At 45.0% G+C, this 17,499-nt stretch carries 12 protein-coding genes; 6 read left to right on the top strand and 6 right to left on the bottom strand.

Annotation, left to right across the window (positions count from 1 at the left end):
* Positions 1-31: 31 nt before the first annotated feature.
* The 6 genes from D8S85_RS09640 to D8S85_RS09615 form a co-directional block, all read right to left on the bottom strand.
* Complete coding sequence (locus D8S85_RS09640) at positions 32-1,285, bottom strand: phosphatase PAP2 family protein (protein WP_127075021.1); 1,254 nt, start codon at positions 1,283-1,285, stop codon at positions 32-34.
* A gap of 60 nt (positions 1,286-1,345) precedes the next feature.
* A complete protein-coding gene (locus D8S85_RS09635; RefSeq protein WP_127075020.1) occupies positions 1,346-2,404 on the bottom strand; it encodes a sensor histidine kinase in 1,059 nt (352 codons plus the stop codon).
* Complete coding sequence (locus tag D8S85_RS09630) at positions 2,401-3,078, bottom strand: response regulator transcription factor (RefSeq protein ID WP_127075019.1); 678 nt, start codon at positions 3,076-3,078, stop codon at positions 2,401-2,403. Before D8S85_RS09630 ends, D8S85_RS09635 begins: the two co-directional genes overlap by 4 nt.
* A gap of 76 nt (positions 3,079-3,154) precedes the next feature.
* The gene (locus tag D8S85_RS09625; protein ID WP_127075018.1) at positions 3,155-6,274 is read right to left on the bottom strand and encodes an efflux RND transporter permease subunit; all 3,120 of its coding nucleotides are present in this window, start codon (positions 6,272-6,274) and stop codon (positions 3,155-3,157) included.
* Positions 6,271-7,179, bottom strand: coding sequence for an efflux RND transporter periplasmic adaptor subunit (locus tag D8S85_RS09620; RefSeq protein ID WP_127075017.1), 909 nt, complete (start codon positions 7,177-7,179; stop codon positions 6,271-6,273). The genes D8S85_RS09625 and D8S85_RS09620 overlap by 4 nt, the downstream gene beginning before the upstream one ends.
* A gap of 19 nt (positions 7,180-7,198) precedes the next feature.
* Positions 7,199-8,494, bottom strand: a complete 1,296-nt coding sequence (locus tag D8S85_RS09615) for a TolC family protein (protein ID WP_127075016.1) — start codon at positions 8,492-8,494, stop codon at positions 7,199-7,201.
* A gap of 184 nt (positions 8,495-8,678) precedes the next feature.
* Between D8S85_RS09615 and D8S85_RS09610 the strand changes: the two genes are divergently transcribed.
* From D8S85_RS09610 to D8S85_RS09585, 6 genes are all read left to right on the top strand, one after another.
* Complete coding sequence (locus D8S85_RS09610; protein ID WP_262708599.1) at positions 8,679-9,284, top strand: RNA polymerase sigma factor; 606 nt, start codon at positions 8,679-8,681, stop codon at positions 9,282-9,284.
* A 436-nt stretch (positions 9,285-9,720) separates the two neighbouring features.
* On the top strand, positions 9,721-10,875 hold the full coding sequence (locus D8S85_RS09605; RefSeq protein WP_172726500.1) for a FecR family protein: 1,155 nt from the start codon (positions 9,721-9,723) through the stop codon (positions 10,873-10,875).
* An 82-nt stretch (positions 10,876-10,957) separates the two neighbouring features.
* Complete coding sequence (locus D8S85_RS09600) at positions 10,958-14,539, top strand: SusC/RagA family TonB-linked outer membrane protein (protein WP_127075013.1); 3,582 nt, start codon at positions 10,958-10,960, stop codon at positions 14,537-14,539.
* Between the two features lie 12 nt (positions 14,540-14,551).
* A complete protein-coding gene (locus tag D8S85_RS09595; protein WP_127075012.1) occupies positions 14,552-14,932 on the top strand; it encodes a DUF4369 domain-containing protein in 381 nt (126 codons plus the stop codon).
* Positions 14,933-15,197: 265 nt separating this feature from the next.
* Positions 15,198-16,421 (top strand): site-specific integrase, encoded by a 1,224-nt coding sequence (locus D8S85_RS09590; protein ID WP_022459668.1) that lies wholly within the window; start codon positions 15,198-15,200, stop codon positions 16,419-16,421.
* Positions 16,418-16,792: a hypothetical protein gene (locus D8S85_RS09585; RefSeq protein WP_038606222.1), complete on the top strand. Its 375-nt coding sequence runs from the start codon at positions 16,418-16,420 to the stop codon at positions 16,790-16,792. The genes D8S85_RS09590 and D8S85_RS09585 overlap by 4 nt, the downstream gene beginning before the upstream one ends.
* Positions 16,793-17,499 lie beyond the last annotated feature (707 nt).

The raw sequence follows: 17,499 nt of genomic DNA, 5'->3' as shown, positions 1-17,499 counted from the left end.
CTAAACGACACGGTGTGTGCGTGCCGAAGCATTACAATATAATGGCTATCGAAACTCCGCTCGTCAGCATATTCATCCATTCATTACTGCTCTTACTATGTGACGGTAGCAAGTTGTAGTCAAGAAAGAATTTTACGCCAAACTGTTCTTTTGCTTTGAATGTCATGGAGAAACCGCTCCCGAAACAACCGCCGTCTCTTGCTGGAATCGTTTGGTTGGAAAGCGTCAGTCGCGGATAATGCACATAGCCTCCTAAAAGTTTGCTGCCGACCAGCCAACGTGAGGATAAAGGATAGGAAAAATACATACCGCCACACAACGACATCACGTCGAATGTATTGTCCTCTGCATCCTCGTTATTGACAATGATAGAAGTGTTGGAAACTGCAAAACGTCCGCCCAAGCCTATGTAGGGGTTGAAAAAGTAAGCGCCCTCCACGCCAACCGCACTTCCGGAAGAGGTGCGAAACTCTGTTTGTTCATCAATATCGTAACCGCTCAACGGAATATTGAAGCCAAGGTAGAGGCTTACGAATGAGGGCTTTGCCATTCGGTCGAACATATTTTCATTCTCAAATCGGTTGATACCCCTTTCCTTGAATATCAGATCCGAGAGATAATAGCCTAACTCCGTGGACAGGATTCCTATGCCTGCTCCGGTCAAAACGTCGCTCAACCAATGCTTATTGTTCGCCATCCGCATGAGTCCTGTGGTAGAGGCTGCTGTATAGGCCCCGATGCCGATCCACGGACTCTTGTGTCCGTATTCCTTTGTCAACATGGTGGCGGTCATGAATGCTGTTGCCGTATGGCCCGAAGGGAAAGAACGGTCATTCGAACCGTCAGGACGAACCACATGGGTGGTCTGTTTCAAGATATTCACCGCACTTCCCATCAACAAAGCGGAAAAAGCGTCCGAGGCAAGCATCCTTCCCCATGAGCTTCGTCCTTTAACACCGAAAGCCTTCATTCCCAGCATGACTGCTACCGGAGCGTATTGCAGGTAATCGTCTGCATGATGGTCAAACCGAGGCATATAGCCATTGCGCAGATTCCTGAAATGATCATCTTCACTCTTTACGATAATTCCTCCAACTGTCAACGGTACACCGATATATGTCATCTGATAAAAACGGGAAGATGAAACTTTATCGATCTTTCTGCTGAAATTTCTTGTAAAATGCAGGCTATCGTCCGTCTTGATATTGGTGCTGTCGGTATATTCCCCTGCCAACACTGTCAAGGAATAAAAGATAGTAATCAGTAATAAGATATATTGTTTCATACGCCATTTGTTTATTATGGCGATAAAGGTAGAGCGGGACTTTGGCGAAAATTTGAAGATTTATCGGAATGTTACCACAAACCCGTGTAGCTTGTCCTGATAAGAATAAGTGATCTTCCAACCATGATACTCGCATACGGCTTTCACGATTGCCAATCCCAGACCATTGCCTTGCGATTTGTCCGAAGGACGATAAAAACGATTGAATATCAGATTTTCATCCAACGCTGTTTCATCGGATGTATTCGAAACCGTCAGGCTGTCTGCTTTTACGGTTACAATGATTGCCCCATTCGGCTTATTGTGTCGCACGGCATTTACAATGAGGTTATTCAACATGATTTCCAACAAGGAACGATTGGCTTTTACCGTCAAGGATTTTATTTGAAAATCTTTTTGCAGGGTCAATCCTTGCGAAAGGCTGTCAAAATAAGGTAGTAACTCATTTAGGATCAATATGACATCCGTTTCCTCCTTGCTGAACTGCCTGTTTTCCATCTTGGCAAGCAATAGCAGATTGCGGCTCAAACGGGATAAACGGTTGTTCATCTGGTAAAGGTCCTGTATGATGGCAGCCTGTTCTCCCGTTATGCCGGGCTGTTGTAACAATATATCGAGCTTGCTTTGGAATACGGCAAGCGGTGTTTGCAATTCGTGTGAAGCGTTCTCGGTAAACTCTTTCTGGGTACGATAACTGTTCAGACTATCTGCCATCAATTTATTCAAAACAGTATTTAGTCGAGAGAACTCCTTTATCCCGCTGTTGGGTAAGGCCGGAATCGTACCGTTCTCCAACTTAAAAGCCTCGATTGCCGTCAGAGTCTTGTCGAACGGGAGCCACAATCGTTTGGAAATAAGACGCATCGTCAATACGATGGCGACCCCCAATATGGTAACGATAAGCATGAACTGTATGACAATGCCGTGTAAGATATCTTCTTCGAGATCTATTGCCGGAACAGGCTTGCCCTGCTGTACGGCTTCTATGATATCTATCATGTCTTCAGCATAAAAATTTTTCGTCAGCAGGTAAAACAAGGGCGTTGCCAATGCCAAAAGGATCGCCACGCAGATAATGAAACGTGTCAGCGATTCATACATAAGGCTTTTCTTTTTCATAGCTCCACCCATTTATAACCTGTACCGTATATGTTCTTTACACAATCCTTGCATCCCGCATCGGCAAGTTTGGCTTTCAGATTTTTGATATGCGTATAAACGAAATCATGGTTATCCATCATATCGGCCATCTCACCGCTGAGATGCTCCGCCATCGCGCTTTTCGATATGACACGGTTTTTGTTCCCGATGAAAAACAACAGAAGATCGTATTCCGATTTAGTAAGCACGATCGGCCTGCCATTCACGGTGACGGACTTTTCCAGTAGATTAATCTTGATGCCGTTATTTTCCAGTACATTGCTTGCGGAAAATGCCTTTCTTCGTATAACCGCGTAAATACGCATGCTCAACTCTGCCAAATGGAACGGTTTTGCCAGATAATCGTCGGCTCCTATCTCCAGCCCTTTTACTTTATCGTCTAACGAATCTTTGGCCGATACGATAATCACACCGGCAGGATTGCTTTTGCTTCGAATATCACTTAAAATATCAAGGCCGTTTCCTCCCGGCAACATCAAGTCGAGCAGAATGCAATCATACTCGTACATATTTACTTTCATCTTGGCATCGGCATACGTGAATGCCTGTTCGCATAAGTATCGTTCGCCATTCAAATAGGCGACGATACTATCCGATAATTTTCTTTCATCCTCTACAATCAATATTTTCATAAAATCCGGTCTATTCCATTAACATGACGATACAACCACCTATTTATCGCAAAATTAGTGATTTGTACGCGAATTATCATTTCTTTTTATAGATTAAAAGCATCATACCCGGTAATACCAACAGAAGTAGGGGTAGGCCGACGGCGAAACCTCCTATTACAGCCACGGCCAACGGTTGTTGCATCTGTGCGCCCAAGCCGATACCGAGTGCGAGTGGCATGAGGGCAAGTACCGCACCGATGGCTGTCATGAGTTTCGGACGGATGCGCAAAGCGATGGCATAATCGACTGCTTCGGAAATATTGCCGCCGCGATTCCGATTCATCCTGTACTGCCAGACTGTAAAGATGGCATTTTCTGCAATAATACCCACCACCATGATAATACCCGTATAACTGCTTACATTGAGCGGTATTCCCGTCAACCATAAAGCCAGCAAGCAACCGCAGATGCCCAAGATGGAAATAAAAAGTATGATAAGTGAGATACGCCATTCTCGGAAAAGAAACATCAACACCGCGAACACGAGCAATATGGCAAGCAGGAGAATCATCGTCAGTTCGCGAAAAGATTGTTGCTGCTCGGAATATGCACCGCCGTAGGAGATATTGTACCCGAAAGGCAGGGTGAGCTTCGTGCTCAATGCTTGTTGCAGGTCGGAAACCGTGGTCCCCAAATCCCTGTCTTCCAAACGTGCGGTTAGTGTAATATCGCTTTTCAGATTTTCGCGGCGTTGCTCGATTTCTCCGGGAACCACGCGGACTTCACAAAAGAAACCGATCGGACGAGTACTGCCGTCCGGCAGGAAAACGGGCTGCTGTTTCAGCAATTCCGGGGAATTCTCCCCGAAGTCCGTGAAGCGCAACAAGATGCGGCGCATCTGTTCTCCCTCTTGCACGGAGCCGATTTGTAGTCCGCCCGTCATGGCAGCTTGTGCGGGATTGGGCTCGATCACGTGGGCGGGTTGGCAGAGTGGGATACCTCCCGTATGGGCTGTAAGTTGTTCTTGAAAATCGGTTAAGCTGATTCCGAACAGCGATAGTTTGTTTTGGTCGGGAATGAACACCAATGACGCCCCCGCGGGTACAAGACCATTGTCTATATCTACAACTCCCGGTACGGATTGCATGATTTTTTCCACTTCTTTTGCCAACTCTTGCAGGGTATTGTAGTCATCGCCGAAAATCTTTACTTCGATAGGCTTGGGCGTACTCATCAGGTCGCCCAGCAAATCGGAAATACGCTGTCCGAAATCGATGGTCATCAGCGGTACGGCAGCAGAAAGCTGGTGGCGCAAGTCGCTGATGACTTCCGGGGTACTTTTCGTCCTGTCTGTTTTCAATTGAATCAGATAATCGCCGAAATTACTGGGGCGCGTCTTGAACGACATGCCTAGAGCTGTCCGGCGCGAATAGGTCTGCACATCGGGATGTGCCATGATGACATGTTCCATTTGTCTGCAAAGCCGATCGGTCTCTTCAATATCCGTTCCGGCGGGAGAATGATAGTCCAGTACGATCGTTCCTTCATCCAAATCAGGCAGGAAACCGGAAGATAAACGGGTAGAAGCGTACCATCCACCTACCCCCAAAGCTAAAACAAACAGAAAAGCGGCTATCGGTTTTCGATAAATTACGGTCAGAAAATGTACCTTTTTTATCGAATTCTCTTCAAGCGACTCGGTATCCGGAGTCTTCGGGCGCAACCGTTCTTTGTAGCCGATGATCAAATGCAGTACAGGTAGCAGCAACCACGTTACCAGGAACGAGGCCACGAGCGTGAGTTGCATCGTGTCGGAAAGCTCCTTGAAAAAACTGCCGGCCAGCCCGCTCATCAACCGGAACGGGAAATGGATGACAATCGTGGAAAGAGAAGAAGCCACCATGGCGGGGAAAAGATTGCGAATGGCATGACGTACTACGGTGAAACGGTCCACGCCAGGTCTTTCTTCATGTTCTCGATAGATTTGTTCGATAATGACGATGGCATCATCGATAATCAACCCCACCGAAGCGGCCATTGCACCAAGCGACATAACATTAATGGTTATGCCGGCCAGATAACAAAGCAGGATACTGAATGCCACGGTGACGGGAATGGTAAGCATTACCACCAGGCTCGACCGCCATGACCGGAGAAACAGCACCATCACGATAATAGCCAGAAACAGCCCCTCGTATATGGTTTTCAACACGCTGTGGATACTGTCACCCACAAAGGCACTCTGGTTATAGTAGGGGTTCAACTCGTACCCGGATGGCAGTTGCTCGCGTATCTCTTCGGCTTTGCGTTCCACGTCGCTCGCGAAATCCAGCAAATTCACACCAGGTTGCTTTACTAAATCCACCAACACGGCATCACGGCCGTCAGCATTGATCTTCAAAAACTCCTGCTGCTCTTGGATTTCGACCTCGGCTATATCGTTCAGGCAGACGATTCGCTTGCCGTCATTGCGAATTATGACGTTGCGAATATCTTCGATGTCATTTAGCCGCGTATCGGTCAGCGTTAGGTAAAGGCGGCTGTAATCCGCCACGTTACCGTTACCAAGCACGAAATTCGTTTCGTTGAACGCTGCTTTTATCTGTGCCGGAGTAATTCCGAGTGCCGTCATCTTCGCCGCGTCCGGTTTTATAACAAACTCCTTCGCCTTGCCCCCGCGCACAACCACATTGCTGATGCCGTCCACTTGCGAGAACATCGGACGGACAATCAGATTACCCACGTCCCGCAGGGCAATGCGGCTGTGAGTATTGCTCTCCAACGTGAAACCATAGACCGGAAAGAGCGACTGGTTCATGACTTCTGTCGAAATAACCGTACCGTCTGGCAGGTAATTCTTTATCTCGCTGATTCGACTTTCCAATTGAGTTTTCAGGGCATAGATATCCATCCCCCAGCGGAAATATACATCGATCACGCAACTGCCCCTACTGGTACTGCTCTTCACGACAGTTACTCCCTGTACCTTCTTCACGGCACTTTCCAGAGGTTTGGTTACAGTGATCATCATGCGGTCGACCGGCTGCTGTCCGGCATCGGCTATCACCGTGACACGAGGAAACAACACTTCCGGGAACAAATTGGTTTGCATCCGGGTGTAACTCCATATTCCGGCAAGCAATAGCAGTAATCCTACAAATAGGATGGGGCGACTGTACAACTTGTGCAGGCATTCTTTCTGTATCCCGTTCATAACGCTTCTTGTTTTATGACTTCTACACTTGCTCCATTCTCCAACCCGTAGCCTCCGGTAAGGATGATATTGTCCCGCGGAGAGAGACTGTCCGATACAATTTCTATCGAGATAGAATTGCGGCCTACCACCTCTACGGGAACTTTCACGACTGTACTGTCGGTGGAAAGTTTCATCACCCAATATTCCGAGAGCGTTTCATCGCTTTGTACGGCACTCTTGGGGAGTATCATGCTTTTCCCGTTAGTTGGTTCGCTTACAGCAAACAAGGCTTTGACATACAACCCCTCGGGAAGAAACGGGGATGGAGCGGATGCAATCACGCGTTCGGACTGTGAAACCGTGTTCATCGTGGCCAACGGCAACTGTACGGTTGCTGGTAAACGAGTCCCCTCGGGAAGTTCCAACGTGAATCTATCTCCACTCCGCACGTGTTGCTGTTGTTCATAAGGGACGTTTATCTCGAAAACGAGACTTTCCGACTCGGCAATCGTGCAAAGAGTTGTCCCTTCCGCCACGTAATCCCCTATCTGTTGTTGTACGTCGAGAATAATACCGTTTCGCATCGCTTTTATAGGGATAACACGGTTCGTACCGCTTTCTCCCATGGCGTGTTGTTCTTTACTTTCAAAATTATAAAGGAGTTGTCCGCCTTTCACTCTACTCCCGCTTTGTACGAACATTTCCGCGATAAAACCGGAAACGGGAGCTGTTATTATGGACTTGTTGCGATACACGGTGGTTGCCGGCAAGATCATCGTCTGTTCGATATGTCCATAAACTCCACGCGTAAGCGTGACTGCGGTTTTGGGTTGTTTCGTGGATATTTTATCTTCGGACGAGCTTTTCATGCCGCAGCCGGCAAGGCACAGCACGAGCGATAAAAAAACAATAAGATATTTCATAATTGCAAATGATTTGATGTTACCAATTCCAATAGTTATAAGCCGCGATGACAAGCTGTCTATTTGTTTGCAGCAATAAATAGTCCCGTTCCGTTTGGATCTTGTTTCGCAGCACGGTGATATAATCCAGCACCGAAACCTGCCCGGCCTGCATCTCTTTTTCGTAGCCCGACAACACGTGTTCATACTCCGAGAGTTGTTTGTTTAGCGATTTTCCCCGTTCGTCGTACCCCGCGAGTTCCGACAGGCACTGGCTTATCCTCATGCCCCGTTGATATTCGGCATGGCTTTTATAGTTCTGTATACTGCTCTGTTGCAGTTGCACTTGACGCTCTTTCCAACGTTTCTGCCTGCCATCGAAGATCGTCCAGGAGAATGTAATTCCGGCACTCCATCCGAAATGCCGGTACCAACCGGCAAAATCACCCGTCTGCATACCGCCATTCACGAACAGATCCAAACGGGGTTTGTATTGCAGGTTGAAGGAATGTAAGGATGCGGCAACATTCAGACTGTCCAATCTGTATTGTTCGGAGAAAAGGCTTCGTTCACCGACGGGATGCGACAATACCGATAAACACTCCTCCGTCAAAGCGACATCGTCCGTGTTGTCGATACCGCAAAGTAAATTCAAATCCATCAGGTGGGTATGATAGGATTGCCGGAAAGCGGTACGCGTTTCAGCATTGGATTGCTGTTCGATCAGAAGCAGACGCACGTCCGACTGCTTGGCCATCCCGTTTTCTGATAATTTTTGAACGGTACGTATCTGTTTTTCGAGCAACGAGGCGACAGAATCGGCAAAGTGGATTTGTATTTTGTCGAGCAGGCAAAGCAGGTAATGTTCTGTAACGAAGCGTTCCAATTGGTGTTTCTCAACGCGGATATGATTATTCGCCAAATCCTCGTTAATCATGGCTTGTTCCCGTGCTGCTTTATAGGAACTTTTGCCCAACAGAGGTTGGGTCCATGTAACTCCGGCATGAAAATAACCGCTGCTTTCACCTAAATCATAACCATAATAATCTGTAGCGTCTTGCGCGTTCCATTTGAAGGCCGTATGCCCACCGTCCTTTGAAATGATAGGTACGAACAGGTAATCACCGTTCAACTCCAAGCGGGAGTGCATGTACATAGCTTTCAACCGTTGGAGTTCTGCTTGTTGCATTAACGTTTGGTTCGCGTAGTCTTTTATCAACGGACTATTTTCTTTGGCAGTTTCTATATAGTAATGCAGAGACCGCTCATGCTTTTCTTGACCGTGTGAATACAGGCAAGTAAAGCCAAATACAAGAGACAATAATAATCGAATCATATTTTAGTTTTTTCACAAAAATGGAATATGATTTTGTGGAAATTTGGAAGATCGTATGCGATGTCCTGTTATACGCGTTTAAAAATATCATTTCCTGGCTTGAAATGCTCGTACTCGGTCTTCCTAATTTTTCGTTTTTTATCACTATCTTTGTGTTTAGATAAAAAATTGTAAAACTCAATACGTGCGAGGGAAACAGAGGCATACGATTCATTTTTCTAGGGGAAAATCTTTCTCTGTGGATGAGTTGTATGACTGTTTTTACGATGAATTGGTTTTGTGGGCTGATACCATATTGAATGATATGGGGGAGGCAGAGGATTTGGTACAGGATTTCTTCGTGCGGTTGTGGGAGAAAAAATTGAACGAGAATCTGGAGGGAGAGCGGGTAAGGTCGTACTTGTATGTTTCCGTGAGAAATATGGCTATCCGGAAAGTAAAAGATCAGAGTCGGCTTCGGAGGATTCCGGATATATCAGTCGTGGAAAGAGTGTGGGAGGACGAAGAGGTAATGCACGATGAAATGATAGATCAAGTGTTGAAAGCCCTTGAGGCGTTGCCTCCCAGAAGCAGGGAGGTGTTGGAATGCGTGCATTTGAAAAACATGAAATATGCCGAAGTGGCAGAATTATTGGGAATTTCGGTGGCTACGGTAAAAACATTGCTGGTGCGTAGTTTGAAGACATTGAGAGGTCTTGTTTCAGATACAGCTTTGTTGTTGTTGCTTGTTTATAGGGAAGACGGCGGTAAGCATTCGAATGTAGGAATGTTCAATAAAAAGTTCATTTGAGTAAATGTTAAGTAGTATGATCAAAATGCTATCATGTTGGTATTATATTCCTATCATGTAGCAAGCCGCTCCCATTCCGCTCCCATTCCGCTCCCATTCCGCTCCCATTCCGCTCCTATTAGAATAGTAAAATATTAGATTATAATAGCAATTATTAGCAATCGGATAGGTATATGATAGGAACTTGCTCGCAGTACAATAGCTCGAAGAGATAGATGTTTGATTAAAATACTTGTTTTACAGGGACAGACTTTTGTTTGCCGAGGTTTCCCGTTGGCATGATGAGATGGATGATAACGATTTTTTTTGTATCCTTAATATGCTCTCTATGAGGAGAGAAATAAATAATTGCGATAAATTTTGAAAATATTTTCATTTTTCAGTCAACCGTTTTGCTTTTTGATGTCTACTATATATGAACATTGAACGAAACAATATGAATCGAGAAGAATGGGATATACGGTTACTTGAATACTGGCAAGGGGAATCACTCTCTCCGGAAGAGATACGAGCCGTGGAGAATTGGCTGGGGGAGAAAGTCGAGAATCACCGGTATTATGAGGATTTACAGCGCTCGTTTTTACGTCAGCGTTGGGTGATGCGGGAAAGATTGGTTAGCCGGAAGGGGGAACGACGTTTCCGGCAGGTGGCAAGGAAGAGGACGATGCTCCGGCGAGCCGTGGCGGTTGCCGCTTGCGTGAGTGTTTTTGTTTTGGCAGGAATCGGGTATTACTGGAGGGGCGAAGAGATGAAGGACGTGCAATTGGTGGAAAACGGGGCGATCCATCACGGTTCTTCCAAGGCTTGCTTGTATCTTTCGACGGGGGATATGGTGGAATTGGGAAAGGAAAGGAAGTCGTTACAAGAGCGGCAGTCCGTTGCTATTAACGTGGAACAGGAGGGGATGGTGGCTTATCGGGATTCGATGACTACGAGAGAGGTAGGGGATATGGTGTATAACAAGCTGGTGGTGAATCGAGGAGGAGAGTACCGGATCGTGTTGGCAGACGGTTCCGAGGTGTGGGTGAATTCCGAGAGCGAGTTAGTCTACCCGGTACGTTTCGCGGGAGAGAAGAGGGTGGTGCAGTTGAAAGGAGAGGCTTATTTTAAGGTGCAGGCAGATGCCGACCATCCGTTTATCGTGGAGGCGAACGGGGTGGACGTGGTCGCTGTCGGGACGGAGTTCAACGTGAATTCCCGGAAAGAGAAAGTGGTGGAGTCCGTGTTGGTGAAAGGGCGAGTGGAGGTGGAAAATGGTATCCGGCAGGTGATGCTAAACCCGAACCAGCTGGCTGTTTGTGACGTGGAGACGAATGGAATCATGGTGAAGGAGGTGGATGTCAGGAAGTACATTGATTGGAAAAACGGGGACTTTGTGTTTAGTGACGATCGCTTGGAGGATGTGATGAATAAGTTGGCTTTATGGTATGATTGTGACGTGGTTTATTCCGATGAAAGCTTGAAAGACATCCGCTTGTCCGGCGACATGAAACGGTATGGCGAGGTGGAGGAGTTCCTGCACTTTTTGGAGATAAGCACGGGAGCACGTTTTAACGTGAAAAATAAAACGATTGTAGTGAGTATAAAATAAAAACGGAAAGATTGGCAGATCCTTCCGTCTTGTAGTGAACGCCAGTTGGCTCTGGCTAATAGTAATTTATGAAAACAAAGTTATGAAAAAAAGTGGAGAATGTAAAGGAAATTTACGCTCGGCTCAAAAAATCTTTAGAGTGATGAAAATGATGTGTTTTCTGATGTTCGTGTTACTGGTTCAGGTTCGAGGTGATGTGATTGCCCAGAATCAAGTGGTCAGCGTGGACATGAAAAATTGTAGTGTGGAAGAATTTCTTCGGGAGATTAAGGAGCAAACGGGTATTCGTTTTATGTACAAGAGTGAGTACGTGAAGGCAATTCCTCGTTTTGATGTACGGGTAGAAGATCGAGGAGTGATGGATTTGTTGGAAGAAGTTTTTGCCGGTAAAGGGATCAAGTGTTTGTATGACAATGGCGTGATCATACTTACGAAACATGAAGCGAATGATGGAAAAGAGGATCGTGTGACGGTTAAAGGTGTCGTGAAGGATTCTCGAGGAGCGGCTTTGCCCGGGGTAACAGTTGTGTTGAAGGGTACGACGACGGGGGTGGCTACTGGAATTGCAGGGGATTTTGTTATAACGCTTCCTAAACGGGATTCTTTGATCTTGGTTTTCTCGTTCGTGGGGATGAGGACAAAGGAAGTGAAATGGAAGGGCGAACCGGAGCTTCGTGTCGTGTTGGAAGAGGATGTGAGCGAGATGGATGAGGTCGTGGTGACCGGTTACCAGGTGATTGACCGCCGAAAGTCTACGAGTGCTATTAACTCGGTGAAAATGGAAGATATTATGATTCCTGGTGTAACGACAATAGATAAGATGCTGGAAGGTCAGATTCCAGATTTGATGGTGATGACGAATTCCGGTGAATCGGGTGTTGCCCCGAAAATTAGGATTCGGGGAACTTCGACGTTGATTGGGAATCGGGAACCATTGTGGGTGGTTGACGGGGTGATTGTTCAAGATCCTGTTCAGATTTCCCCGGACGAGTTGAATGATCCGGATTATATCAATCGTATCGGTAATGCGATTTCGGGTATTAACCCGCAGGATATTGAACGTATTGACGTGTTGAAAGATGCTTCTGCTACGGCTCTTTACGGTACGAAGGCGGCTAATGGTGTGATTGTGATCACCACGAAGCGGGGACATGTTGGGGAACCGCAAATTTCTTACCGGGGAACCGCCACGTTGAAATTAAGACCTCGTTATTCTGACCGGAATATTGATTTGATGAGTGCTAAGGAGCGGTTGGGTGTTTCCAGAGAGTTAGCGGAAGCGGGATATCAGTATTCTTCTGACGTGACGTGGGTGGGATATGAAAAGTTGTTGCGGGATTTGTATAACCGGACGATTACTTATAAGGAGTTTGAGAATCAAGTAGCTTATCTTGGAAAGACAAACACGGATTGGTTTAAGTTATTAACACGGGATGCTTTATCTTCTTCTCATACGTTAAGCGTGACGGGAGGTACGGAGAAAATTCGATATTATTCATCGGTTGGAGTGAATATAGAGGAAGATGTGGTGAAACCCAATCTGGACAGACGATATACGGGTACATTAAATTTGGATATGAATTTTGCGTCTTGGTTGGCGGCCTCATTCAATATGAATGCTAATACTTCGAAACGGAAATATTATCAGGATGAGATTGCGCCAATTAATTATGCCTATAATACCAGTCGTGCGATTCCTGCTTACACGGAGGATGGAGAATATAGTTTTTATCAGGTACCGGGAGGATCGTTTAGTTATTATAACTATAATATATTGAATGAATTGGAGAATAGCAATAAGGAACAGGAGAGTTCTGCCGTGACGTTTCGAGCGAATCTGGATATAAAACCATGGGAATGGTTGAAAATAGGAACGATCTTGTCCTATTCTGTTACAAATACGGATATTGAGGGATATTGGGGGGCTAAAAGTTATTATGCCGCAAATATCCGGTATAGTAATTATGGTGATAAATTGGACGAGAGTACTCTTATGCCTAAAGGGGGAGAGTTGACCGTGCAGAATGTTCGAAATAAAGCCTATATGTTTCGTTTGCAGGTAGATTTAAATAGGTATTGGGGAGTAAGTCAGCAACATAGTATAAATGCCTCGGCCGGGATGGAAGTGAACTCTACGAAATATGATGCTTATCAGAATATCACCCGGGGGTATGATCCGGAGCGGGGAAAGCAATTTGTTACGGTGACTCCGGGAACTTACCCGTCGTATGATGAATGGGTGGCAACAAATGTACCGCAAATAACAGATAATCTGAGTAATATGTTGTCGTGGTACGGTAGCGTATCGTATAGTTATGGGAATTTATTCACGCTGAATGCCAATATGCGTTATGATGGTTCGAATCAATTCGGGGAAAGAAGTAATGATAAGATTTTACCGATTTGGTCGGCTTCGTTTACTTATAATATTGCAGAGCATTTCGCGGGTGATGGCGATTGGTTCGATGATTTGCGTTTGAAGATGTCTTACGGGTATCAAGGGAATATGTTGGATAATCAGTCTCCAGTGATGGTTATTACCAAGAAACCGGAAGATAATCATTACGGGGAGTATGTATCGAACATTAACATTTACCCGAATCCTGCATTGAAATGGGAAAAAACGGGATCGTTGAATCTGGGAGTGGAATTTTCTATGTTTAAACGTCGTTTGATGGTAAGTGCTGCTTACTATCGGAAAAAGACTACTGATGCTTATATGGAAAAGGAAATATCCGAAGTGAACGGGATGGCCTCGTACGTGGTGAACGGTGGTGAGGTCGTAAATAGTGGGTATGATGTTTCATTCACTGTGAGCCCGATAAAAACGGATGATTTGCGTTGGTATATCTCTACTTCATTCTCTCATGCGAATAATGAAGTAAGTACTTTGCCTTCGGCCGATCAGTATGAACGTTCAAACTTTCTGAATGGGACGGCTGTTGTGAAAGGAAAGTCCGTGAGTTCATTCTATTCTTATAAGTTTATTGGACTGGATCCGGAAAATGGTCTTCCCTTGTTTGATGACATGGAAAATGAACGGGAAAAGCTTTACGGGGCGACAAAGTATGAAACGTTCACGCAAGTATTGGAGTCATCCGGACGAAGAGAACCAACCGTATTTGGAGGACTAAATACGACGGTGAATTATAAACGTTGGCGGTTGAATGCGGCATTTACTTACAGTTTGGGGGCTAAAACACGATTATTCAAGTTGTATTCGGATAATTCAGCCCGGATTCGTCCGGAGAGTAATTTGAATAAAGTTTTTTTGAAACGTTGGCAACATGCAGGAGATGAGAATTACACGAATATTCCGGCTTTTATAGCGGATGGAAGTTCGTCTGCTAATTTGTATCACTGGTCGGGTTTCACTTCCGGTCAGGTGCCCGAAATTGCGAGTACTCGGTGGGAAATGTATAACTATAGTAATATCCGGGTGGTCCGTGCCGATTATTTGAAGTGTACAAATTTAGGGTTGACTTACTCGTTTGATGCGGGTTGTTGGGGAATTTCGTTGTTGGAAGTTTCGGCTTCTGTCAGTAACCCGTTTATTTGGACTTCAAGCAAGTTAAAGGGCCAGACACCGGTGCAGAGTGGCTTTACTGAGGTACAACTATCTGAACGAACGACTTTTACTTTTGGATTAAATGTGACGTTTTAAATGTGATGTGTTATGGCAAATAATTTTTTTATATCGATAATTGTTTCTTTGCTTTTTTGTATATCAGCATGTAGTGAACAAGGAAAATATTCTATATCTGGAACATGGAAAGGGGGAAACGGTAAAGTAGTTTACTTGTTAAATAGTTGGGCGGATACGACGGTACGTGATTCTGCCGTGGTTAAAAATGAAAAATTTCACATGGAGAAACCGATTGACCGCATCGAGCGTTGCGTATTGATTGTTGGTGATGGCAAAAGGGAAATTATGTTGGATGAAGTACCTATTGAAATAACCATAGAAGGTTTTTTGGGTGGAGTTTTGGAGGAGTTGATTCCCAGAAAATTAGTCGTAACGGGGAGTCCGGAACAGGATTTGTTGGAAAAAGAATGACTAAAAAAGCAAAAAATAGCAGATTTGAGCTTTTGTTTTGAGTTTCAAGTGGTTGTGGCAGTCGTTGGCTTTTTGTGGCATTCGTGAGGAAATGCGAAAATGGCGGATTTGAGAAGTAGAAACGCTTTCAAGTCATTACCTCAAAGAAACGCTCTAATAAGCATTTTTAACGGCTTCGGTTTTTACTTCTCAATTCTGCACAGGTTGTGAATTTGCCATGCAACTCTCATGATTTAATTTTGCACAGAACAAAAAGCAAGGAATTATGAGAAGTACATTCAAGACAGTCTTCTATGTAAACGGAAGCAAGGAGAGAAACGGAATTGTCCCTATCATGGGACGTGTGACAATCAACGGAACTATCGCACAGTTCAGTTGCAAGCTGAGCGTGACCAAGGCGATATGGGATGCCAAGGGCAACAGAGCCAAAGGCAGAAGCAAGGAAGCCAATGAGGTGAACTTTGCGCTTGATAACATCAAGGCTCAAATCGCTAAGCATTACCAACGGCTTTCCGACCGTGAGGCGTTCGTTACCGCTGAAATGGTGAGAAACGCATATCAAGGCATAGGTACGGAGTATGAGACATTACTCAGAGCTTTTGACAAGGAGAACGCAGCCTTTGCCCAACGCGTGGGAAAAGACCGAGCTGTCCGAACCTACCGCAAGTATCTGACGGTAAGAAAGTACGTTGCCGAGTTCATCAAATTTCAGTACAAGCGCAGCGATATGTCCATGAATGAGCTTACCGAGGAGTTCATCCGTGATTTTTGTCTGTATTTGAAGAATGTCATTGGACTCACGCAATCTACTATTTGGATATACTCCATACCATTGAAGCATATCGTCACGGCAGCACACTACAACGGCAAGATACAGAGAAATCCGTTTGCCATGTACCACGTTGACCCAGACCACAAGGAGCGTGAGTTCTTGACAGAGGAAGAATTGGACATATTTGCAGGAATAGAGTTGGAAAATCCCAACTTTGCTTTTGCGAGAGACTTGTTTATGTTTGGTTGTTGGACAGGTATCTCTTTCGTTGACATCAAGAATCTTACAGAGGACAATGTTGCCATTATAAGTGGGTCTCCATGGATAGTTTCTCAGCGTCAAAAGACAGGCGTACCATTCAAAATTAAACTGATAGATGCAGCCATACAGATAATTGAACGTTACAAGCCATTGAGAAAAGATATGCACTTGTTTAATATTGGCTCACTTGACATGGTAAACAAGCGTATAAAGAAAGTGGCAAAAATGTGTGGCATCAAGAAGCGAATTTCATTTCATGTAAGCCGGCATTCGTTCGCAGTTTTGGCTTTAAACTACGGTATGCCGATAGAGAGTGTAAGCAAGATACTGGGACATACGGACATCGCCACAACACAAATTTACGCAAAGGTGACAAGTACTAAATTGGAGCATGACATATCAGCTTTTGAAAGTCGAATCAAGGGGCATATGCCGACAATGGGGGGAATGGCATGAAAAGGACTGTAATCACCGTGGACGGAAATGGAATGTTATCCATTCCGTCCAACTTGCAAGACTTGTGGATGAGTGAGGGTGAATTGGTTGATATGCTTCATGTCACCGCCATGAAACTCCATGCTGTGATAAGGTCAATATACAAGGATGGTTTATTGACGGTGTCGGAAGTCCAACAGAAACAGGAAACTTCCAATGGCATTTGGCAAACGTTGTATGGCTTTCCGATGATTGTTGCCCTTTGCTTCCGTATAAACTCATACGGGGCAGCTCGGTTTCGTGCCACCATCTTCAAGAGATTGTACGGGGCAAAAGAGAAAAGTAGTGTCATTATCCTACAACTCAATAGAAGAACAACCGCCTTTAGTTGAATGTCCTCTTGTTTGTTGGCTTGGCGCTGTCGTACTGTCGTGAATAAGTACTGAAGCATAAGCATGACATTCTTACTTGTAGGGGGATGAGTTCTGTTCATAAAAATGACGGACAAAACACCCATTATTTTTGTTGAATTGTTGAATATGATGAAAGAAGTATTGAACATCAGGCATTTACGGCTCAACATATTCTCAACAAATCTCTCAACAAAAGAAAGATAATGTTGAAAAGAGAAAACCATGAACACCATTCCTTTCTTTCTTTTTTGCCCAGTAATTTGTTGTGTAGAGCTATTTGTTGAGAGTTTGTTGAGGGTATAAGTGGCTGGTTCTCATAAAGATAACACCTATCTTCAACAATTCAACGTTTTACATGCCCTCACTTGGTACGCTGTAAAATGTGCTTGTGGATTAATTGGCAACCGCTCTATTCTCCGAAATGGTTGCAGCAACGTTCCTTGGAGGCTTTGCGCCTCCAGCCACTTGGGCGAACCTCCGCAGTGTTTTAGCATGGCATTAGATTTATGCAGACTATACCGAGGACACACAGCACACTCGGCATAGTTCACAAAGGAAATCAACAACACACAACTGAAACACTTGGCAAGTTTCACACTGAAAATATCACCTTTTCCTTTGCAAACTCCATGTACAAAGTAGCTTGTGTCTGTGACCTTGTTCTTTCAATGTGGCAGCTTTGATGT

The sequence above is a fragment of the Butyricimonas faecalis genome (assembly GCF_003991565.1).
Classification (GTDB): domain Bacteria; phylum Bacteroidota; class Bacteroidia; order Bacteroidales; family Marinifilaceae; genus Butyricimonas; species Butyricimonas faecalis.
Note: the sequence above shows the minus strand (reverse complement) of the source record. Positions and strands in the feature narration are given on the sequence as shown.

Bases quoted from the DNA above. Each gene is read 5' to 3' on its own strand.
- D8S85_RS09640 (WP_127075021.1), bottom strand. From the start codon at position 1,285: ATGAAACAATATATCTTATTACTGATTACTATCTTTTATTCCTTGACA.
- D8S85_RS09635 (WP_127075020.1), bottom strand. From the start codon at position 2,404: ATGAAAAAGAAAAGCCTTATGTATGAATCGCTGACACGTTTCATTATC.
- D8S85_RS09630 (WP_127075019.1), bottom strand. From the start codon at position 3,078: ATGAAAATATTGATTGTAGAGGATGAAAGAAAATTATCGGATAGTATC.
- D8S85_RS09625 (WP_127075018.1), bottom strand. From the start codon at position 6,274: ATGAACGGGATACAGAAAGAATGCCTGCACAAGTTGTACAGTCGCCCC.
- D8S85_RS09620 (WP_127075017.1), bottom strand. From the start codon at position 7,179: ATGAAATATCTTATTGTTTTTTTATCGCTCGTGCTGTGCCTTGCCGGC.
- D8S85_RS09615 (WP_127075016.1), bottom strand. From the start codon at position 8,494: ATGATTCGATTATTATTGTCTCTTGTATTTGGCTTTACTTGCCTGTAT.
- D8S85_RS09605 (WP_172726500.1), top strand. From the start codon at position 9,721: ATGAATCGAGAAGAATGGGATATACGGTTACTTGAATACTGGCAAGGG.
- D8S85_RS09600 (WP_127075013.1), top strand. From the start codon at position 10,958: ATGAAAAAAAGTGGAGAATGTAAAGGAAATTTACGCTCGGCTCAAAAA.
- D8S85_RS09595 (WP_127075012.1), top strand. From the start codon at position 14,552: ATGGCAAATAATTTTTTTATATCGATAATTGTTTCTTTGCTTTTTTGT.
- D8S85_RS09590 (WP_022459668.1), top strand. From the start codon at position 15,198: ATGAGAAGTACATTCAAGACAGTCTTCTATGTAAACGGAAGCAAGGAG.
- D8S85_RS09585 (WP_038606222.1), top strand. From the start codon at position 16,418: ATGAAAAGGACTGTAATCACCGTGGACGGAAATGGAATGTTATCCATT.